This window comes from Rhodanobacter sp. MP1X3 (genome assembly GCF_014207165.1).
In the GTDB taxonomy this organism is placed as follows: Bacteria; Pseudomonadota; Gammaproteobacteria; order Xanthomonadales; family Rhodanobacteraceae; genus Rhodanobacter.
Genome location: NZ_JACHCO010000003.1, coordinates 206,269 through 226,934, shown reverse-complemented (window position 1 = coordinate 226,934; position 20,666 = coordinate 206,269). Strand labels below are relative to the sequence as shown.

Here is a 20,666-nt window from a genome sequence, read left to right as displayed (position 1 = left end):
GGTGTTCCCCATGAAAAAGACATTACTCGCCCTCGCCCTCGTCACCACTGGTCTAGTAGCCGCTCCTGTCTTTGCACAAGATGCGGCCCCTGCCAGCGGCAACTATCAGTCCAGCCAACCCGTCGGTAGCGGTAACTGGTTTGTCGACCTCAGCGCTGGCCGCACCGACGGCTACAGCAAGAACAGCGACTTCGGCAGCGGCTTCAGCAATGGCTCTGGCAGCCTCTTCAGCAACAAGAACGGTCGCCGCACTGGTTACAACGTGCTTGGCGGTTACCGCTGGAAAGTTGGACAGGATCTTGGTCTGGGTCTAGAAGCCGGTTACACCGATCTGGGTAATTACAAGCTCAGCAATCTGACCAGCAGTGGATCCGTCAACCAGAGCAGCAGGGAAAACGCGTTGCGCGGTTGGCAGCTGGGCGCGAACGGTCGCATCAACTTGTTGCCGCAGTGGTATATCAGTGCACACGGCGGCTACTTTCATGCCAATAACGATGGCGGTGCCTATAACGACACCGTTAGCCAGGATCTCTTCCATGGTGGCGATCGCGGCGGCTTCTACGGTGGTCTCGGTACCGGCTGGGATATCAACCAGCACTTCGGCGTAGGCGTGAAGTACGACTACTACCATGTGTCGGCCGGCAACATTTATGACACCCCGACAAACTCGAACTTCGCAGTGCGTCGCTCGACCGGTATCGTGTCGGTGGATGCCGAGTATCGTTTCTAAGCAACGCTCTTCACAGCACCAGCAAAACGAAAAACGGGCGCCCCAGGCGCCCGTTTTTTATCCCTCGTTTTGTACGAAGAGCGACATCGTTACTTGATGTTCTCCACTGACCCAGCGCCTCCAGACTGTTGTCGCGCCTCCAGACAAGCATCTGCAAGTCCTTAAAAAAGCTTGACATTAACGCTGGCTTAATTCTGCACTTAACGGTATTGAAACTCTTCAGGTGCATTCCCATCTAATGCACCAGCACCGCCTAGAGCAGGTGCGCCGTTTGCGTTCAACCGAACCCCCGGAATCGCAGACGGACCCAAAAAATTAGGAGTACACCCCGATGAAAAAGACATTGTTTGCTATCGCACTCGCCACAGCCGGCGTTCTCGCCATCCCTGCAGTCTTTGCGCAAGACGCCAGCACCACTGACAGCAGCACCACACAGTCGGGCTGGAAGTCGCATTCCGGTTGGTATGTTGATGGCGACCTTGGCGCCAGCCGCGCCAATGACAATCAGACCTATCGCAAGGCCAACTATGCCGGTTCACTAACCGGTGGCTACCGCTGGGCCGTAAGCCCGGACATGTCGGTCGGCGCCGAGCTGGGTTACGTCTACCTTGGCAAGTTCGACGCAAAATCCAGCGCGAATGACGCCTATCTGGCGAACGGCGGCACTATCGGTGACTCGCGCTCGAGCCTGCGAGGCCCAACCCTCGGTGGCGCGATGCGTCTGAACTTCACTCAAGCCTGGTACATCAACCTGCGCGGCGGTGTGTTCGATGCGCATGGTTCGACGCTGTCTGAAGATGCCGAGTTCCCGGTGCGTCGCAGCTTCTCCAACAATATCGGCTACTACGCCGGCGTTGGTACGGGCTGGGATATCAACCGGAATTGGTCGGTCGGCGTCAACTACACCTACTACGGCGTCAACCGCGACCCGAGCCTGACCAACGGCCAGTTCGCCGGCACCCGCGTCGGTCTTGACACCAACACGCTGACTGCCAGCGCCGAGTACCGTTTCTAAGAAGTACTCGCAAAAGGGCGTCAGGGATTTCCATGACGCCCTGATATCTAAAGAGCAAAAAAAACGGGCGCCTAAGGCGCCCGTTTTTTATCTCGCTTACGAAACCAGCAGGATAAACGACCGAATTACTTGGCGTTCCACTGACCCAGCGCCGCCAGGCCATTGTCGCGCGCGCGCGCATGCACGGTCTTCTGGGCTTCGGCGTAGTTCGCCTTCATGTCTTTCGCCCACAGCTTCAGTGCCGCCTGCTGCATGGCACGACCGTAGGAGAACGACAGCGGCCACGGGTGCGGCCCGATGCGGTTCATCGCGTTGAGGTGTGCCGTGGACTGCTCGTCGGTCTGGCCACCGGAGAGGAACACGATGCCCGGCAGCGAGGCCGGCACGGTGGTCTTGAGCACGCGCACGGTAGCCTCGGCCACTTCCTCGACGTCGACCTGCTCGTCGGAATCCTTGCCTGGAATGACCATGCTGACTTTCAGAATGGTGCCTTCCAGCATCACGTTCTGCTCGTACAGCGCATTGAACAGGCTGCGCAGCACGGCTTCGTGCACCTCGTAGCTGACTTCGATGCTGTGGTCGCCGTCCATGATCACTTCCGGCTCAACCATCGGCACGATGCCCGCTTCCTGGCACAGCGCAGCGTAGCGGGCCAGCACGTGGCAGTTGGCTTCGATGGCGGTGGAGCTGGGGTTGTCTTCGCTGATGTTGATCACCGCGCGCCACTTGGCGAACTGTGCGCCGAGCTTGGCGTATTCCTGCAGGCGCTCGCGCAGACCGTCGAGACCTTCGGTGACCACATCACCGGGGAAGCCGGCCAAAGGCTGCGGCCCCTTGTCGACCTTGATACCCGGAATGATGCCGGCCTTCTTCATGATCTGGGTGAACGGCACGCCGTCCTTGGTCGACTGACGAATCGTCTCGTCATACAGGATCGCGCCGGAAATATGATCGGACAGGCCCGGCGTGGTCAGCAGCAGCTCGCGGTACGCCCGACGATTTTCTTCGGTATTTTCGATGCCTACGGACTCGAACCGCTTGGCAATGGTGTTGGTCGACTCGTCGATGGCGATGATGCCCTTGCCGGGCGCAACCATCGCCAATGCGATGCTTTCGAGATCTTCAATACTCATGATGACTCCGTAGTGCGAAGGCGATGCGTGACCGCAAAAAAGATAGCCGCTTCGGGGTGGAAGCGGCAGGGTTCAAAACGTGAATTATAGGCCAGATTGGCGAAACGGACGTGTCGGTGGCTCAGCAACGGGCCTTTTAGCCCGGCGACGGCTTGCTTACTGGTTGTATCCGGGCAGCTTGCAGGCATCCATCAGCGTCTGGCGCTGTGCCTTGTCGTCGGGCGAATTGAACGGCACGACGTAATAGGTATCCACCGGATCACCATCGTGGTTGGTCAGCGACGGGCCGTAGCGAAAATTGGAAACCGCGCTGGCCGCGGCCGGGCCCAGATCGCTGCGCGGTACGACCTTGGCCACCTTCACGTTCATTGGAATGCCGCCCGAGCCCACGGTGTAAGTCACCGCCACGCAGCCGGGCTTGTCCAGATTCAGGCCGCTGTTGGGTGCGTCCATCTGCACATTGGTGTTGAGCAAAATCCAGTAATGAAACAGATTTTGCGGGTCGATTCTGTGCGACTGCGCCATCGCGGGCGCGGCGCACCCAAGAGCCAAAGCCAGCAACAAACCCTGAGCTAGCGGGCGAAATATCGATTTCATGGCGATCTCCTCGGTGGGGCGCTGGGAAGCGTGCGGTCAGAGTGTAGCCGTCTCTTCGATGCACGACACACCACCCTGGAAAAGATCAGGAACCCCTCAAGTCATCACAGATCTCGCAGGCTTTCGACCATCCCTTCTGCGCCGACCGAAAGCAGTTTGAGCGTATTGGTACCACCACCCTGGCCGACGTGGTCACCATGGGTGAGCACCACGCGATCACCCTCACTCAACTTGCCCTCGCCGAACAACTGCTGCACGGCGGCGCGTGCGGACGATGCACTGGTCAGGCCGACGTGGTTGAACTTGACCGGCTGCACATCGCGCAGCATCAGCATGCGACGGCGCGCATCGTCGAACGGCGACAACGCGTAGATCGGCACCGCGCTGCGGTAGCGCGACAGCCACTGCGCCGTGGCGCCGGACTCGGTCAGTGCGACGATCGCGCGCACACCCAACTCGCTGGCCAGCAGCATGGCCGCCAGCGCGATCGCCTGGTCGGTACGGTCGATTTTGCGATCAAGCCCAGTGAGATCTTCCTTCGGTTCGAACTGACGTTCGGCGCCGAGGCAGATTCGGCGCATGGCCGCCACCGCCTTGTCGGGATGGGCACCGGCGGCGGTTTCTTCCGACAGCATGACGGCGTCGGTGCCGTCGATCACCGCGTTGGCGACGTCGAGTACTTCAGCACGGGTGGGAATCGGCGAGCGCACCATCGACTGCAGCATCTGCGTGGCGGTGATCACCGCACGGTTTCGCTGCACCGACTCGCGGATAATTTTTTTCTGCAGACCGGGCAATTCGGCGTCGCCGATTTCAACACCCAGATCGCCGCGCGCCACCATAACTACATCGGACGCGTCGATGATCTCGCCCAGCACCGGAATCGCATCGGCACGCTCGATTTTCGCCACCAGCGCGGCGTTTCCACCGGCATCGTGCAGCAGCTGGCGAGCCTGATTCATATCCGCGGCAGAGCGTACGAACGATACGGCCAGAAAGTCCGCGCCGATCTCGGCGGCCAGCTTGATGTCGTTGCGATCCTTGTCCGACAACGCCTCCACCGAAAGCCCACCGCCCTGACGGTTCAGCCCTTTGCGATCGGACAGCTTGCCGCCGATCTGCACGAGGCAATGAATGTCCGCACCCTGCACGGTGATCACGTCCAGCGCGACCAACCCATCGTCGAGCAACAGCACGTCGCCCGCTTGCACGTCATGTGGCAGACCGTAGTAGCTCACGCCAACGTGGTCGAGATTGCCCGGAGCCGCATCGGGCCGGCACTCCAACACAAAGGTGGCGCCCGTTTGCAGCTCGATCGGGCCATTGGCGAAGCGCTCGATGCGAATTTTCGGGCCCTGAAGATCCGCCAGGATGCCCACTTCCCGTCCCACTTTCGCTGCCGCTTCGCGCACGGCAATAGCGCGAGCCCGATGATCATCGGGTTGCCCATGCGAGAGGTTGAGTCGGACTACATCCACCCCCTCGCTAATGATGCGCTCCAGCATGCCGGGTGCATCGGTAGCGGGCCCCAGGGTGGCAACGATTTTGGTACGACGTGTCTGCGTGAGTTCGTTTGTCATCCGGACAACTTAGCAATTTCGACGCAGGGTTGCCACGATGCAACGCCACAACTGGCCACTTCCACGCCTTTTCATAAAGCCGGATGATAAAAAATATCACCGCACGTACACCGCCGACACACTTGAGTACAACTGCACCGAGGCGCTGGCCTTGTCCACCGGCTCAGTTCGACAGCGCCTCGTTCAACACTTCAGCCAGACGCACACCACCCTGCTCCAGGCGCGTCTGAATCACCGGCCACGCCTTCTGCTGGTAACGCTGCGACCATGCATCGCCTGAGGGCTTGTCGATATCGACATAAGCCACATCCTGCGCCAGCTTGTGCGATTCGTCGGCCCAGACGATCGAGGCGTCGACGATCTGCGGCAGCAGGTTTTCCGTTGCCCACGCTGCGCGCTGGGTCGGCGTGATGGCCGCATCCAGCGTCATCGCATCCGCCTGCACAGCGGCGTGATCGAACGTGTAATGCGGCCCGGGTTGAAGGCTGAGTGCCTGCCGGATAATGCCGCCATCCCAGATGGAATGCAGATTGGTACCTTTGCCGAAAAACTGCACCTGGACCGTGTTGCCGCCTTTGTCGTCATTGTCCTCGGCATGCAGGGGCTGATGAATGTCGCCAACCAGATGCACAACCCATTTCAGCGCGAGTAGTCTTGCCTGCGGCGTGGCCGTCTTGTCGGCCAGCACATGCGTGTTTTCATCCAGCTTGGCCACGATGCAGTTGCCCTGCACGCAGTCGCGCGTCGCGTCGTAGTTATCGGCCTTGAGCGGAATGTCGACGTAATGCCAGCTGCCGGTGCCGGGAAACTCCTTGCGATTACCGTCGGCCCACGAGGAAATCTGGTCCAGCCGATCGAATCCCTCCAGCTTGAGCAGTGAGGCAACTTCGGTCGCCGCCGCCGGATCCAGATGCGCCTGCGCGATATCGGCCACGATGGCATGCCCTTCCGGCCCCCAGGACATCGCCAGTGGGGCAGCCAGCCCAAGGAGACCAGCGCAAACCATGACCGCAAGGCGATTCGGACGCAGATTCATGAAGTTCGACCACAATAGAAACAGGTAGGGTTGGGAAGTCTGCCATACCCTTGTGACAGCACTCGACCAGCACGTTCTTCCGATCACCCAGCGTGTGTACCGCCGTCCCGCCTGGATGCCCTGCTAGAATCAACAGTTCATTCAACGAGCTGCGCTGCGCGCGGGAGTTTCCAGCAATGACGATCAAGGTAGGCATCAACGGCTTCGGCCGCATTGGCCGCAACGTGCTGCGTGCAGCCGTGCAGAATTTCGGCAACGACATCGAGATCGTCGCCATCAACGATCTGCTCGAGCCGGACTACCTGGCCTACATGCTGCAGTACGACTCCGTGCATGGCCGCTTCAAGGGTGAAGTGTCGGTCGATGGCACCACATTGGTGATCAACGGCAAGAAAATCCGCCTGACCGCCGAGCGCGACCCCGCCGCGCTGAAGTGGGACGAAGTCGGTGCCGAGGTGGTGATCGAATCCACCGGTATTTTCCTGACCAAGGAAGGCGCGCAGAAGCATATCGACGCCGGCGCGAAGAAGGTGATCCTGTCCGCGCCGTCGAAGGACGACACACCGATGTTCGTCTATGGCGTCAACGACAAAAGCTACAAGGGCGAGGCAATCATCTCCAACGCCTCGTGCACCACCAACTGCCTGGCACCGCTGGCCAAGGTGATCAACGACAAGTGGGGCATCAAGCGCGGCCTGATGACCACCGTGCACGCCACCACCGCCACCCAAAAGACCGTCGATGGCCCGTCCAGCAAGGACTGGCGCGGTGGCCGTGGCATCCTCGAGAACATCATTCCCTCGTCCACCGGCGCGGCCAAGGCCGTCGGCGTGGTAATCCCCGAGCTCAACAAGAAGCTCACCGGCATGAGCTTCCGCGTACCGACTTCGGACGTGTCCGTGGTCGACCTGACCTGCGAGCTGGAAAAGCCAGCGACTTACGCCGAGATCTGCGCCGAAATGAAGGCCCAGAGCGAAGGCGCGCTGAAGGGTGTGTTGGGCTACACCGAAGACGCCGTGGTCGCTACCGATTTCCGCGGCGAAACCCGCACCTCGGTATTCGATGCCAACGCCGGCATCGCGCTCGACTCGACCTTCGTCAAGCTGGTGTCGTGGTACGACAACGAGTGGGGCTATTCCAACAAGTGCCTTGAAATGGTGCGTGTTGTCGCGAAGTAATCCGTCATAAGTTGCCAAAGAAAAAGCGCCCTTGCGGCGCTTTTTCTTTTTGTCCATGGTCGCCAGCTCTGAGTAAAAGCCTGCGCCTGGAGAGCCGGACTTTCTCTTTCGAAGTAGAAGCCTGATGAATTGACGCCGATTACTTCAGCACAGCCAGTGCGGCATCGTAATTCGGCTCGTTGGCGATCTCGCCGACCAGCTCGGTGTGAATCACCTTATCTTGCTCATCGAGTACCACGACCGCACGCGCGGTAAGACCAGCCAGCGGGCCTTCGGCCAGCGCAACGCCGTAGTTCTTGATGAACTCGTGCCCACGCAGCGTGGACAGGGTCACCACGTTGTCCAGGCCTTCAGCACCACAGAAGCGTGCCTGCGCGAACGGCAGGTCAGCGGAGATGCAAAGCACCACGGTGTTGTCGAGCTGGCTGGCGGACTCGTTGAAGTGGCGCACCGAGGTCGCACACGTCGGCGTATCCACGCTGGGGAAAATATTCAACACTTTGCGCTTGCCGCTGAAGTGGGTCAGCGTGACATCGGCGAGATCTTTTCCCACCAACTTGAATGCCGGCGCTTTGTCGCCAACGGCGGGAAAGGTGCCATCAACCTTGACCGGATTGCCGCGGAGTGTGACCTGAGACATGGGGGATTTCCTTGTAGGGAGAGGATTAGAAACAACGGGGAACGGATGAAACGCCACGATACCGCGTCGAGATGGCATACGCGCATCTAGACAGTGACGCGTTACATCAGTTCACCGCTATCAAGATTTCAGCGGGGCAATTCGCTGCTCAATCGCGCCGAAGATACTATGGCCGTCCGCGTCCGTGACATCGATACGCAAGCTATCGCCGAACGAGAGGAACGGCGTCTTCGGCTGCCCGTCGCGCAGCGTTTCCACCGTGCGCTGCTCGGCCAGGCACGAGGCACCCTTGCTGGTGTCCTGATTGGCGATGGTGCCCGAGCCGACGATGGTGCCGGCGGTCAGCGGCCGCGTTTTCGCCGCGTGTGCCACCAGCTCGGCAAAATTGAACTGCATGTCGACGCCGCACTCGGCCTCGCCGAACCATGCACCGTTCAACCAGGTACGCATCGGCAAATGTAACTTGTCGCCCTGCCACGCATCGCCAAGTTCATCGGGAGTGACCAGCACCGGGGACAGCGCCGAGCGCGGCTTGCTCTGCAGAAAACCGAAACCCTTGGCCAGTTCGCCAGGAATAAGACCCCGCAGACTGACGTCGTTGATCAGGCCGATCAGCTGGATATGATCGGAGGCTTGCGCAGCGGTGGCTGCCATCGGCACGTCATCGGTGACCACCACAACCTCGGCTTCCAGATCGATGCCGCAATCCTCGCTGGGCACGATCACCGGATCGCGCGGCCCGAGAAAGCCTGCGCTGGTCGCCTGATACATCAGTGGATCGGTGTAGAAGCTGGCCGGCACCTCGGCACCGCGCGCCTTGCGCACGCGCTCGACGTGCGGCAGGTAGGCGCTGCCATCGACAAACTCGTACGCGCGTGGCAATGGCGATGCGAGCAGACTCATGTCGAGTGCAAAACTGCCGCCGGCCTCGCCGTCGTTGAGTTGCTCGTATAACGCGTTGAGCCGTGGAGCGCTGTTCGACCAGTCGTCCAGCGCGACCTGTAGCGTAGTCGCGATGCCGCCCGCTTTGACGGCCTTGGTCAGGTCGCGGCTCACCACGATGAGCGTGCCGTCGCGACCGCCTTCCTTGAGACTTCCCAGCTTCATAGTTTTCTCTCGACAGAGTGGATGGCGGCTTACGCCTGCAATGGATCGAAATGCTTGGCGATGCCTTGCCAGCATTCGTAATAGTTGCTTTGCCGCTGCGGCGAATCCAGCGCCTGCTGTACGGGCCGGATGACCTTGCGCGTCTCGAACATGAAAGCCATCGTGCCTTGGATCACGTTCGGTTTGGACAAATCAGCCGACGAAGCTTTCTCGAATGTGGCCGCATCCGGGCCATGGCCGCTCATGCAGTTGTGCAGCGACGCGCCGCCGGGCACAAAGCCCTCGGCCTTGGCATCGTAAACGCCGGCGATCAGGCCCATGAATTCGCTGGCTACGTTGCGATGGAACCACGGCGGTCGGAACGTATGCTGCGCCACCAGCCAGCGTGGCGGGAAGATCGCGAAATCCATATTGGCCGTGCCGGCGGACTCACTGGGCGAGGTGAGCACGGTAAAAATCGACGGATCCGGATGATCGAAGCTGATCGAGCCGATCGTATTGAAACGGCGCAGGTCGTATTTGTACGGCGCGTAGTTGCCATGCCAGGCCACCACGTCCAGCGGCGAATGATCGATCTTCGCCGACCACAGCGCGCCCTGGAATTTGGCAACGAGCTCGAATGCACCCTCAACATCCTCGTACGCCGCATGGGGCGTCAGGAAGTCGCGTGCGTTGGCCAGGCCGTTCGAACCGATCGGCCCGAGATCCGGCAGGCGCAGCAGTGCGCCAAAGTTTTCGCAAACGTAACCTCGCGCCGCACATGGATGTGCAAGTGTCGCGGGCGCAGGATGCGCAGGAGCGACCGCCTGGTCGTCCAGCAACTCCACCCGAAAACGCACACCTCGCGGAATCACCGCGATCTCCTGCGGCTCGATCTCCAACACGCCCAATTCGGTCGCCAGCCGCAACCTACCCAGCTGCGGCACGATCAGCAACTCGCCATCGGCGCTGTAGAAAAAGCGACCCTGCATCGAGCGGTTGGCTGTATAGACGTGGATGCCCACGCCCCCCTGTTCACCGGCTCCGCCATTGCCGGCCAGCGTCACCAAACCATCAATGAAATCGGTGGGTGCCTTCGGCAACGGCAGCGGGTCCCAGCGCAACTGGTTCGGCGTGGCCGGCGCTTCGTCGAAGCGATTGTGGAATGTGGTGTGCGGCAACGGCTGAAACGGCTCGTGCACGGCAGCCGGGCGAATGCGGTACAGCCAGCTGCGGCGATTGGTTTGACGCGGCGCCGTGAATGCCGTGCCGGACAGTTGCTCGGCATAAAGGCCATGCGCTACTCGTTGCGGCGAGTTCTGCTCAACCGGCAAGGTGCCGATGAGTGCCTCGGTAGCGAACTCATTGCCGAAGCCGGATTGGTAGGAAGAAGGCTTGCCGGTATCCATGGAGTACTCCGCAAAAGTAAGCATGTTGGAACATGCCGTGCCGACGATTTGTTTTTACACATCCAACTGCTGCTAACTTAAGCCTGCCGTGAGGTAGCGAACGGCATCACATCACATGAGGGGAAGTCATGTCGTCTCAGTTCACTCCGCCGCCGTATGGCGGCAATACCACGGATGTCTCCGATCTCGCACTGCCCCTGTCGATGGGCAAGGGCTGGATGAAGTTCGTCGGCATCATGAGCATTATCCAGGGTGCCTTTATCGCCCTCAGCATCATCGGCATCTTGATCGCCTGGCTGCCGATCTGGCTTGGCATCCTGATCATGCAAGCCGCTGATGCCATCGAGCGAGCCCAGCTTTCGGGTGACGCGGGTGCACTGAAAGAAGCGCTCGGCAAACTCAAGACCTATTTCGTGATTCAAGGCGTGCTGTATCTGGTCGGCATCGTGATCATGGTGCTGTACGTCCTGTTCTTCGGCGCCATGATGTTCGCGATGTTCAAGAACGGTACGTTCCCGCACTGATTCGGGAAGAAGCAGCGCGGCGCTGCCGCTCTGCTTTCTCGCGCCTTACAGGACGCCGCGCCGCTCCTGATCGCGCTCGATACTCTCGAACAGCGCCTGGAAGTTGCCCTCACCAAAACCCTCGTTGCCCTTGCGCTGAATGATCTCGAAAAAGATCGGTCCGATGTTGTTCTGGGTGAAAATCTGCAGCAGCTTGCGCTGCTTGGTTTCCTTGTCAGCATCGATGAGGATCTTGTTTTTGCGAAGACGCGGTACGTCTTCGCCATGGTTTGGCACGCGCAAGTCGATCACGTCGAAATAAGTATCCGGCGTGTCGAGAAACTCTACGCCCTGCTCGCGCATTTTCTCGACTGTGCTGTAGATGTCGTCGGTGAAGCAGGCGATGTGCTGGATGCCTTCGCCCTTGTAGGTATCGAGGTATTCGTTGATCTGCGACTTCGGATCGTTCGACTCGTTGAGCGGAATACGCACCACCCCGTCGGGGGCGGTCATCGCCTTGGACACCAGCCCCGTCTTGACGCCCTTGATGTCGAAGTAGCGGATCTCGCGGAAGTTGAACAGCCGCTCGTAATAGTCCGACCACTTCTGCATGTTGCCGAAGTAGAGGTTATGCGTGAGGTGATCGATGAAGGTGAGACCGAAGCCACCGGGGTTCTGATCGGCGCCAGCGATAGGCTCGTAATCCCCATCGTAGGTGCTGCCTGCGCTGCCGTAGCGATCGATCAGATACAGCATGCAATCGCCTATGCCCTTCACCAACGGCGCATCGACTGCCTTGCTGGCCGCCTTGTGTTCGATCTGCTCACCGCCGTTGCCAAGCACCGTCTTCAGCACGTCCGTGGCGGGGTGCTTGAAACGGATCGCAAAGCCGCAGGCGCAAGGGCCGTGGGCATTGGCGAAATCCGCGGCGAAGGAATCGGGATCTTGGTTGAGCAGAAAGTTGACGCCATTCTGGCGATACACCGTGATTGGCCGCGACTTGTGCTTGAGCGCCGCACTGAAACCCATCTTGCGGAACAACGCGTGCAACTCGCCGGCACGACCGGCAGGCGCAGCGAATTCCACGAATTCGAAACCATCGATACCCATTGGATTTTCGAAAGTGGTGACCTGCATGCCGAGATTGGGCTGTGCGTTCATGGCAAGCTCCTCATATCGATTACGCCATTCATGGCAATCTCCTAATGTGGATTACGCCATTCATGGCGCTCTCCTGCTATCCGTTGGATGATGGCGGAAACCTGCACAAGCATGCGCGGCCTTCCGCAAAGAATCTGCGTAGAACACGTTATAGTTACACATGAAACCATTTGCAAGGAAAATTGCAGCATGTCCGCCTCGACCAAACCAAAATTTGCGTCCGACAAACCGACAGTGGCCGAGCCAGCAGCAACCGCGACAACCCGCGAGCACGCACCGATCGAGCTGGAGAACTTCCTTCCTTACAGGCTCTCGATCCTCTCAAACACGGTCAGTCAGGCCATCGCAGACGACTACCAGCAACGTTACGATCTCGGTGTGACCGAATGGCGGGTGATGGCGGTGCTCGCGCGCTTCGATGGCTTGTCCGCACGCGAGGTCGCCGAGCGCACGGCGATGGACAAAGTGGCGGTCAGTCGCGCACTGGCGCGATTGGTCGGCGCCGGGCGGGTCAGCAGGCACATGCACCACAGCGACAAACGCCGCTCCGTACTCGACCTCACCGAAGAAGGCTGGGCCATCCACGAGGTAGTCGCCCCGATGGCCCGGCAACGCGAGCGCGAGGTGCTGAACAAGCTCGATGAGCAGGAGCGCATCTGGCTGAACCGCATTCTGGACAAGCTGCAGGGCTGACGCACGAAAACTGGCAGGGAAGTGACTGCTGCTCGGCCAGCCAACCTGAGGGGCTAGATACCGGCGAAAGACTCATGCTTTCACCGGAAACGTGACACGCCTCAAATCAGGCGCCCCGTGGCTGCAAGGTAGTGCGCACCTCGAAGAGTTCAGGGAAGAACTCCAGATCCAGCGCCTTCTTCAGGAATGACACACCGGACGAACCGCCGGTGCCGCGGCGGAAGCCGATGATCCTTTGCACCGTACGCAGGTGTCGGAAACGCCACAGTTGGAACTGCGTTTCCAGGTCCACGAAGTCTTCGCACAACGCGTACTCGCGCCAGTAGCGGTCGGTATCTCCGTAGACGCGCTCAAACACCGGCAGCAGCACGGGATCGGCCACGTGTGGCTCAGTCCAGTCGCGCGCCAAATGTCTGACCGGGATCGCGTGATCGAAGCGGGCGAGATAGCACAGGAACTCGTCGTAAAGGCTCGGCGCCTCAAGCGCGTCGCGCAGGGCCGCCTGACCCTGCAGGTCATGGTCGAACACCTTGAGCATCGCTGCGTTCTTGTTGCCGAGCATGAACTCCATCACCCGGTACTGCAGTGACTGGAAGCCCGACGAGGGGCCGAGCGTCTCGCGAAACTCGAGATACTCCGATGGCGTCAGAGTCTCCAGCACGGCCCACTGTTCGGTCAGCTGGCGCAGTACGGACTTGCAGCGGGCGATCACCTTGCGCGTCTGCCAGACTTGATCACGCCGCAGAAAAGCAATCGCCGAACCGAGTTCATGGATCATCAGCTTCATCCACAGCTCGCTGACCTGATGCTGCACGATGAAGAGCAATTCGTCGTGCTGTGGCGGCTGGCTGCGTGGCTGCTGAGCGGCGAGCAGCATGTCCAATCGCAGATAGCCGCCGTAAGTCATCTTGCCATCGAGATCGGTCTGGATGCCGGCTTCGAGATCACGCTGGTTTTCAGTCATGGAGATCGGACGCACTTCAGAAAGCAGTCATGTTAACGGTTAAGCGAGAACCAGGCCTTGATCACCCTCCGGAAGCCCCGTGCGGCCTGATGATTCGCGATGATCTCCCCAGCCCACTAAACATCCGCAGTCTCTGGAACAGCTCCAATACGCCCACGCATTGCTGCGCCGTACCTTGCAGTGCAACATGAGAGCCTGTTATCAAGCGCGGTCTTGTTTGATCGTTTGCGTGCATCGGCAACCGACGGTGCGCGTGATCTTTAACCGCTTTCCCCGCATTCCCCACTCCGGAGCGAGTCGTGACCATCGCCGCCAAGTTTGAAATCGAATACCTGCAATACCTTGATGCCGAAGGCAAAGAGGTTCGTGATGATCTACCCGAATTTGCGAAAGACCTGCCGCACATGGTCGAGCTGTACAAGCTGATGCTGTCGACCCGCGTATTCGACGCCAAGTCGATTGCCCTGCAGCGCACGGGCAAGCTGGGTACCTATGCCAGCTGCCTGGGCCACGAAGCTTCGCACGTCGGCATCGGCAGCGCGATGCGCCCGGAAGACGTGCTGGCGGTGAGCTACCGCGAATACGGTGCCCAGCTCTACCGCGGTGTGCAGCCGCGCGAGGTGTACATGTACTGGGGCGGCGACGAGCGCGGCAACGACTACCAGAAAGAGCCGGCGCGCCATGACTTCGCCTGGTCGGTGCCGATTGCCACGCAGTGCCTGCATGCGGCCGGCACCGCACTGGCATTCAAGATCCGCGGCGAGAAGCGTGTGGCCGTATGCACCATCGGTGACGGTGGTTCATCCAAGGGCGACTTCTACGGCGCCATCAACATCGCCGGCGCGCAGAACCTGCCGCTCGTGGCGGTGATCGTCAACAACCAGTGGGCGATCTCAGTGCCGCGCAAGATCCAGTCCGGTGCGCCGACGCTGGCGCAGAAAGGCATCGCCGCCGGCCTGTTCTGCATTCAAGTGGACGGCAACGACATCATCGCCGTACGCAAGGCGATGGAGGACGCACTTGAGCGCGCGCGCAGCGGCAACGGCGGCAGCGTGATCGAGGCGGTGACCTATCGCCTGGGCGATCACACGACGGCCGATGACGCCCGTCGCTACCGCGGCGAGCAGGAAGTGAAGGACGGCTGGGAACGCGAGCCGATGAAACGCCTGCGCAACTGGCTGGTGGCCAAGGGCGTGTGGGACGACGCGAAGGAAGAAGCCTGGAAGGCCGAATGCGACGAGTGGATGGACAATGAGGTGAATGCTTACCTCGAGACCAAGACGCAGCCGGTATCGGCGATGTTCGACTACATCTTCGCCGAAGTCCCTGCCGATCTCGCCAAACAACGCGATTACGTCCTCTCGCTTGAAAACAAAGGTCACTGAGTCATGGCACAAATCACTCTTATCGAAGCCGTCACCCAGGCGCTCGCCTATGAAATGGCGCACGACGACAGCGTTGTTGTGCTGGGTGAAGACGTCGGCCTCAACGGCGGTGTGTTCCGCGCCACGCAGGGCCTGCAGGAAAAATTCGGCGAGCTGCGCGTACTCGACACCCCGCTGGACGAAGCCACCATTGCCGGCGTCACCGTCGGCCTCGCCGCAGCCGGCATGAAGCCGGTCGCCGAGGCGCAGTTCGAAGGCTTCATCTACCCGATGATGGAGCAGATCGCCTGCCACGCCGCACGCCTGCGCAACCGCACGCGCGGCCGTATCACCGTGCCGGCCGTGTTCCGCGCCCCGTGGGGCGGCGGCATCCGCGCGCCGGAGCATCACTCCGAGGCGAACGAACATCTGTTCACCAACATTCCCGGCCTGCGCGTGGTACTGCCGTCGTCGCCTGCGCGCGCCTACGGCCTGCTGCTGGCGGCAATCCGCGATCCCGATCCGGTGATGTTCTTCGAGCCCAAGCGCATCTATCGCCAGTACAAGGAAGAGGTGCCGGACGACGGTGAGGCGCTGCCGCTGGACGTGTGCTTCGTGCTGCGCGACGGCACCGACGTGACCCTGGTGACCTGGGGCGCGCAGGTCAAAGAGTGCCTTGAGGCTGCGGACGAGCTGGCGGCGGCCGGCATCAGCGCCGAAGTGATCGACGTGGCCACACTGACGCCACTGGACTTCGATACCATCGCCGAGTCGGTGCAGAAAACCGGCCGCTGTGTGATCGTGCACGAAGCCCCGAAGACGGCCGGTTTCGGCGCCGAGATCGCCGCGCGCCTGTCGGAGGAATGCCTCTACGACCTGCTTGCGCCGGTCGAACGCGTCACCGGCTTCGACACGCACATTCCGCTGTTCCGTCTCGAGATGAAATACCTGCCTAGCGTGGAGCGCATCGTTGATGCCGCCAAGCGCACCCTGGCCGCCAGCTAATTATTAAACGGACCCGATTCCATGGCTGATATCAAAACGTTCTACCTGCCCGACCTCGGCGAAGGCCTGCCCGACGCGACCGTGGTCGAGTGGCATGTGAAAGTGGGCGACAACATCAAGCTCGACGCGCCACTGTGCTCGATGGAGACCGCCAAGGCAGTCGTCGACGTGCCTTCACCGTACACCGGCAAGGTCACCAAGTTGCACGGCGCGCCGGGCGACATCATCGAAACCGGCGCCGCGCTGGCCGAGTTCGAGCCCGATCCAAATGCCAAGCAGCGTGCCGAGTCCGAATCCACCGGTCATCAGCACGGCCCGAAGAAAAGTGTCGGCAGTCCTGCGCCGCAAGACAACGAAAAAGTCGTCGCCTCGGATGAGGGCGGCGAAGTCGAGGAAGCCATCGCCGTCCGTGAAGACGAAGGCACCGTGGTCGGCGCAATGGTCAGCGGCAATCACGTGCACGTCGAACAGGCCGCCAGCGTCGGTGGCGTCAAGGCCGTACCGGCCGTGCGGGCATTGGCGAAGAAGTTGAAGATCGACCTCACCCGCGTCACGCCTACCGGCGCCGAGGGTGTGGTGACGTTGAAAGATGTGAAGGATGCCGCGGCCAACGGCTCCGCTGCACTCGGCGCTGCGCCTTCGCGCGCAGTTCCCGCTTCGGCCGGTCGTCACCTTGCACCAGAACTGCCGCAGCCCGGCCGTGCCCCACAAGAGCAGTCACGCTCGCCGGTGTCACTCGCCGGCAAGCCGGTACGCACTTCCTCGCCTGGCGCACAGGCCAGCGGCCAGCCGGAGCAACTGAAGGGCGTGCGTCGCAATATGGCCCGTGTGATGGCCGATGCGCACGCGCAGGTCGTGCCGACCACGATCGTTGACGACGCTGACCTGCACGCCTGGATCGGCAAGCAGGACATCACCGCCCGCCTGGTTCGCGCCATCGTCTTTGCCTGCAAGACCGTGCCGGCACTGAATGCCTGGTTCGATGGCAAAAATCTCAGCCGCACCCTGCATCCGCATGTCGATATCGGCATCGCGGTGGATACGGACGATGGCCTGTTCGTGCCAGCTCTGCGCAATGCCGACGTGCTCGACGCAGCAGGCGTACGCTCGGCGATCAAGCGCCTGCGCACGCAGGTCGAGGATCGCAGCATTCCGGCCTCGGAGCTGTCGGGTTACACCATCAGCCTGTCCAACTTCGGCATGTTCGCCGGCCGCTACGCCACACCCGTGGTGGTGCCACCCACCGTCGCCATCATCGGCGCCGGCAAGCTCAGCCACGACGTGGTCGCTGTGATCGGCGGCATCGAAGTCCATCGCCGTATGCCACTGTCCGTCACCTTCGACCATCGCGCCGCCACGGGCGGTGAGGCCGCGCGCTTCCTCAAGGCGATGCTGGACGATCTGTCACTGCCGAATTAAGTCGCCGGCTACAGCACCAACCGTGAGAAGCAAAACGCCGTCCTGCAGGACGGCGTTTTGCTTTGGATGGATCAACGGATGGACCGTCGCGCCAACCGAATCAGGAAACTGAAAACGGCGGCTCAATAATCCCGCACGTCCAGCATCACGAAGGCGCTGGCGGTGTAGTCATGTGAACTGGGCCATTCAACAGAATTCAATGCCTGCAGGCCTGCCGGCCATGGCTCGTTGTCGAGCAGCACGTCGGTGCGCCCATCACCGTGGCTATCGTGGCGATGGATGACCCGCAGCCAGTGCAACTCCGGCGTCAGTGATTCGCGCTTGAGCGCCGTTTCGATCGACGTCATGGCACCGGGCGGAATCGGCACGGTATTTTCGTCGGCGCCACGCACAGTGAATGGCCCGATGAATACGTCCCACGTGCGCACGCCGATATCCCAGGCGGTGATCTGCATCAGGCGGTCGTCAGTGACGTACCAGCAGGCAGCCAGCACGAGATGGAAGGTGTTCTGCTCGAAGGCGCGCAGCGCGTCACGGCAGGCGGCATCACCCTGACCGAATCCCGCAAAGCTTTCCTCGATGCGACGCTCTTCGCTGATCACGATGTCGATATCAAGACGACCGGGCGCATCGGCACTGGCAGCCGTCCAGTTGGCACGGATCGCCGGAAAATCACCGTCAGTCACCAGCCAGTCTTCCTCATCTTCCTCGAGTTCAACGTCGTGACGCTCGAACAATCGCAACAGATACTTTTGTAGCGCGGCGCTATCCATGATGATCCTCAGTTGTGTGCATTGGCGTCGTCTACCGACGGCAGGTCACGCCAGGTCAGATATACGCGCAGATCAAACTCCAGCTGGTGGTAGTCCGGCAGCATGTACTGGCACAGCTGGTAGAACGCCTTGTTGTGATCGAGTTCCTTCAGATGTGCGAGTTCGTGTACCACGATCATCTGCAGGAACTCTGGTGCCGCGGCCTTGAACAATGCGGCTACGCGAATTTCCTTTTTCGCCTTGAGCTTGCCACCCTGTACGCGCGATATCGCCGTGTGCAATCCCAGTGCGCGCTGCACCACGTCGAGCTTGCTGTCGTACAGCACCTTGTCGATACCAGGCGCGTTTTTCAGATGCTGCTGCTTCAGCGCCATCGTGTACGCATACAGTGCTTTGTCGCTCTGCACGGCATGGCGCTGCGGGTAGCGTGCTGCAAGGTGGTCACCCAGCTTGTCACGCGCAATCAGGTCGCGCACCTTGTCCTGCAAGTTCGCGGGGTAAGCCTGAAGGTATTTGAGCGGCGTCATGGCAGGTATTGTCGCATCCCATCACCCTGGCATCAGACGCTGGAGTTGATTGACCCGATTCGCCGCATGGGCATGTATCCATGCCGGCCGACCATCTGATTCAGCGACGGCGCCCCCACACCATCCAGCGCAGCCCCATCGCCACCGCCAGCACGATGAGCAGCGCGCCGTAACCGTAGAGCGCGGGAAGCACCTGCTGCCAGATGCCACCACTGGCACGACCAAACGGACCGATCATCGGCAGTTCGACCGCATCGAAGCCAGACACCGCACTCTGCATGGCAGCAGCCATCGCCAACAGCACCGCCGCAACGTCAAACGTCCGCCGACCTCGCGTGTGTGGCAGGCTTTTGGGGTAAGCCCAATACGCCCAGCAAAGAATCAGCAGCCACGGCGTCAGCAAAACGATGGCGAGATAGCGCATCGATCAATGGTTCCCTGCACCAGCGATTTTTCGCATCACGCTTGCGCAGCTAATTGATCAAGCGCTTGACGCAGCTGGGATAGCGCGGCTTCGCACGTCAGCTCGTCGTGATAGTGGGTTGAACTGGCCACCGGCTCGCCATCCAGCTCAAGCACGATGCGCAGCGCGTCGACCTGCAGCACGACGCCATCCGTGCCAGCCGCCTTGATGCGCTTTTGCAGAACGCCACCCGCCTTGGGATCGGCGAACGGCACCGACAGCAACAGTTCTTCGCCTTCCGCCGAAAACAGGCGGAAACGGAAGCTGCCGTCGACATCGCGGAAGCTCGCGAAGCGCGGCATCTTGCTGGACTTCGTTGCGACCTGCGGCGGACTGGCCTTCGACACATGTACCACCGGTGAGGCCGAACGCAAGCCAAGCGCGTCGCGCAAGGCCGCCATTTTTGGTGTGGCAATAGCGCGCGCCTTGAGCGCACCCTGCTGCAGGATCGTCTCGATGCCGATCGGGTCGGCGATCAGCGCTTCGTAGCGCTCGCGCATTGGCGCCACATCGCTCTCGATGCGCTCGTAAAGAACCTGCTTGGCATCGCCCCAGCCGATACCGTCCAGCAGCGCCTTGCGGAATGCTGCCGTTTCCACCTCGCTGGCGAACGCGCGGAAGATGGTGAACAGCGCGCTGCTATCCGGATCCTTCGGCTCGCCGGGTAGGGACGAGTCGGTGACGATGCGCATGATGGTTTCGCGCAGCTGCTTCTTGCCACCGGCGAACAGCGGGATGGTGTTGTCGTAGCTCTTGGACATCTTGCGGCCGTCCATCCCTGGCAGCGTCGCTACCTGCTCCTCGATCAGCGCCTCGGGCAACACGAAAAACTCGCGTCCGTGGATATGATTGAAGCGCTGGCCAAGATCACGCGCCATCTCGATGTGCTGGATCTGGTCACGCCCCACCGGCACCTTGTTCGCGTCGAATGCAAGAATGTCCGCCGCCATCAGCACGGGATACATGTACAGCCCGGCGTTGATGCCGGCATCGGCGTCTTCGCCGGTTTCCGTGTTGCGATCCACCGCGGCCTTGTACGCGTGCGCGCGGTTGAGCATGCCCTTGGCGGCAACGCAGGTGAGAAACCATGTCAGCTCAGGGATTTCCGGTACGTCGGACTGGCGATAGAACGTGACACGCTGTGGATCGAGCCCAGCCGCCAGCCAGGTGGCGGCGATCTCCAGCCGGGAGCGCTCGATCCGGTCGGCATCATCGCTCTTGATCAGCGCATGGTAGTCGGCCATGAAATAGAACGCGTCGACATCATCGCGCTTGCTGGCCTCGACAGCGGGACGGATCGCCCCCACGTAGTTACCCAGATGAGGGGTGCCAGTGGTAGTGATGCCGGTCAGGACGCGAGTCTGCATGGTGTTCGCTTTTAGGTTATCGA

21 protein-coding genes are annotated in these 20,666 nt (G+C 60.9%); 8 read left to right on the top strand and 13 right to left on the bottom strand.

Annotated elements, in window-relative coordinates:
- The first annotated feature begins 10 nt into the window (after positions 1-10).
- Both HDE79_RS10225 and HDE79_RS10220 read left to right on the top strand, forming a co-directional pair.
- Positions 11-730 carry a porin family protein gene (locus HDE79_RS10225; RefSeq protein ID WP_184601868.1) on the top strand — a complete coding sequence of 240 codons (720 nt, stop codon included), beginning with the start codon at positions 11-13 and terminating at the stop codon, positions 728-730.
- 331 nt (positions 731-1,061) lie between these two features.
- Positions 1,062-1,745, top strand: coding sequence for an outer membrane beta-barrel protein (locus HDE79_RS10220; protein WP_184601867.1), 684 nt, complete (start codon positions 1,062-1,064; stop codon positions 1,743-1,745).
- Between the two features lie 125 nt (positions 1,746-1,870).
- On the opposite strand, the gene HDE79_RS10215 is transcribed toward HDE79_RS10220, so the two are convergent.
- From HDE79_RS10215 to HDE79_RS10200, 4 genes are all read right to left on the bottom strand, one after another.
- Positions 1,871-2,878 (bottom strand): class I fructose-bisphosphate aldolase, encoded by a 1,008-nt coding sequence (locus HDE79_RS10215; protein WP_184601866.1) that lies wholly within the window; start codon positions 2,876-2,878, stop codon positions 1,871-1,873.
- A 156-nt stretch (positions 2,879-3,034) separates the two neighbouring features.
- Entirely contained in the window at positions 3,035-3,475 is a 441-nt protein-coding gene (locus tag HDE79_RS10210) for an energy transducer TonB (protein ID WP_184601865.1), read from the bottom strand.
- Between the two features lie 104 nt (positions 3,476-3,579).
- Complete coding sequence (pyk, locus tag HDE79_RS10205; RefSeq protein ID WP_184601864.1) at positions 3,580-5,055, bottom strand: pyruvate kinase; 1,476 nt, start codon at positions 5,053-5,055, stop codon at positions 3,580-3,582.
- A 163-nt stretch (positions 5,056-5,218) separates the two neighbouring features.
- On the bottom strand, positions 5,219-6,091 hold the full coding sequence (locus tag HDE79_RS10200) for a S1/P1 nuclease (RefSeq protein ID WP_184601863.1): 873 nt from the start codon (positions 6,089-6,091) through the stop codon (positions 5,219-5,221).
- Positions 6,092-6,267: 176 nt separating this feature from the next.
- On the opposite strand from HDE79_RS10200, the gene gap reads away from it, so the two are divergent.
- Positions 6,268-7,269, top strand: coding sequence for a type I glyceraldehyde-3-phosphate dehydrogenase (gene gap / locus HDE79_RS10195; RefSeq protein WP_184601862.1), 1,002 nt, complete (start codon positions 6,268-6,270; stop codon positions 7,267-7,269).
- Positions 7,270-7,408: 139 nt separating this feature from the next.
- Here gap and tpx read toward each other — a convergent pair whose 3' ends face one another.
- The 3 genes from tpx to hmgA all read right to left on the bottom strand — a co-directional run bounded on the left by tpx (position 7,409) and on the right by hmgA (position 10,404).
- Positions 7,409-7,909 carry a thiol peroxidase gene (gene tpx, locus HDE79_RS10190; protein ID WP_184601861.1) on the bottom strand — a complete coding sequence of 167 codons (501 nt, stop codon included), beginning with the start codon at positions 7,907-7,909 and terminating at the stop codon, positions 7,409-7,411.
- 120 nt (positions 7,910-8,029) lie between these two features.
- Positions 8,030-9,016: a fumarylacetoacetate hydrolase family protein gene (locus HDE79_RS10185; RefSeq protein ID WP_184601860.1), complete on the bottom strand. Its 987-nt coding sequence runs from the start codon at positions 9,014-9,016 to the stop codon at positions 8,030-8,032.
- A gap of 29 nt (positions 9,017-9,045) precedes the next feature.
- The gene (gene hmgA, locus HDE79_RS10180) at positions 9,046-10,404 is read right to left on the bottom strand and encodes a homogentisate 1,2-dioxygenase (RefSeq protein ID WP_184601859.1); all 1,359 of its coding nucleotides are present in this window, start codon (positions 10,402-10,404) and stop codon (positions 9,046-9,048) included.
- Between the two features lie 128 nt (positions 10,405-10,532).
- Here hmgA and HDE79_RS10175 point away from each other — a divergent pair, with 128 nt between their 5' ends.
- A complete protein-coding gene (locus HDE79_RS10175) occupies positions 10,533-10,928 on the top strand; it encodes a DUF5362 domain-containing protein (protein ID WP_184601858.1) in 396 nt (131 codons plus the stop codon).
- Positions 10,929-10,973: 45 nt separating this feature from the next.
- On the opposite strand, the gene hppD is transcribed toward HDE79_RS10175, so the two are convergent.
- Positions 10,974-12,068, bottom strand: a complete 1,095-nt coding sequence (hppD, locus tag HDE79_RS10170; protein WP_184601857.1) for a 4-hydroxyphenylpyruvate dioxygenase — start codon at positions 12,066-12,068, stop codon at positions 10,974-10,976.
- Positions 12,069-12,257: 189 nt separating this feature from the next.
- Here hppD and HDE79_RS10165 point away from each other — a divergent pair, with 189 nt between their 5' ends.
- Positions 12,258-12,761, top strand: a complete 504-nt coding sequence (locus tag HDE79_RS10165) for a MarR family winged helix-turn-helix transcriptional regulator (RefSeq protein WP_184601856.1) — start codon at positions 12,258-12,260, stop codon at positions 12,759-12,761.
- A gap of 106 nt (positions 12,762-12,867) precedes the next feature.
- Here HDE79_RS10165 and HDE79_RS10160 read toward each other — a convergent pair whose 3' ends face one another.
- Complete coding sequence (locus HDE79_RS10160) at positions 12,868-13,731, bottom strand: tryptophan 2,3-dioxygenase family protein (RefSeq protein WP_184602110.1); 864 nt, start codon at positions 13,729-13,731, stop codon at positions 12,868-12,870.
- 293 nt (positions 13,732-14,024) lie between these two features.
- On the opposite strand from HDE79_RS10160, the gene pdhA reads away from it, so the two are divergent.
- The 3 genes from pdhA to HDE79_RS10145 are packed head-to-tail and all read left to right on the top strand — an operon-like array spanning position 14,025 to position 17,513.
- Positions 14,025-15,110 (top strand): pyruvate dehydrogenase (acetyl-transferring) E1 component subunit alpha, encoded by a 1,086-nt coding sequence (pdhA, locus tag HDE79_RS10155; RefSeq protein ID WP_184601855.1) that lies wholly within the window; start codon positions 14,025-14,027, stop codon positions 15,108-15,110.
- 3 nt (positions 15,111-15,113) lie between these two features.
- Complete coding sequence (locus tag HDE79_RS10150) at positions 15,114-16,094, top strand: alpha-ketoacid dehydrogenase subunit beta (RefSeq protein ID WP_184601854.1); 981 nt, start codon at positions 15,114-15,116, stop codon at positions 16,092-16,094.
- Positions 16,095-16,115: 21 nt separating this feature from the next.
- A complete protein-coding gene (locus HDE79_RS10145; RefSeq protein ID WP_184601853.1) occupies positions 16,116-17,513 on the top strand; it encodes a dihydrolipoamide acetyltransferase family protein in 1,398 nt (465 codons plus the stop codon).
- Positions 17,514-17,635: 122 nt separating this feature from the next.
- Here HDE79_RS10145 and HDE79_RS10140 read toward each other — a convergent pair whose 3' ends face one another.
- The 4 genes from HDE79_RS10140 to HDE79_RS10125 all read right to left on the bottom strand — a co-directional run bounded on the left by HDE79_RS10140 (position 17,636) and on the right by HDE79_RS10125 (position 20,643).
- A complete protein-coding gene (locus HDE79_RS10140) occupies positions 17,636-18,286 on the bottom strand; it encodes a DUF6348 family protein (RefSeq protein ID WP_184601852.1) in 651 nt (216 codons plus the stop codon).
- Between the two features lie 8 nt (positions 18,287-18,294).
- Complete coding sequence (locus HDE79_RS10135) at positions 18,295-18,813, bottom strand: M48 family metallopeptidase (RefSeq protein ID WP_184601851.1); 519 nt, start codon at positions 18,811-18,813, stop codon at positions 18,295-18,297.
- A gap of 100 nt (positions 18,814-18,913) precedes the next feature.
- Positions 18,914-19,237 carry a hypothetical protein gene (locus HDE79_RS10130; RefSeq protein ID WP_184601850.1) on the bottom strand — a complete coding sequence of 108 codons (324 nt, stop codon included), beginning with the start codon at positions 19,235-19,237 and terminating at the stop codon, positions 18,914-18,916.
- A gap of 35 nt (positions 19,238-19,272) precedes the next feature.
- Positions 19,273-20,643 (bottom strand): tryptophan--tRNA ligase, encoded by a 1,371-nt coding sequence (locus tag HDE79_RS10125; RefSeq protein ID WP_184601849.1) that lies wholly within the window; start codon positions 20,641-20,643, stop codon positions 19,273-19,275.
- Between the last annotated feature and the right edge of the window lie 23 nt (positions 20,644-20,666).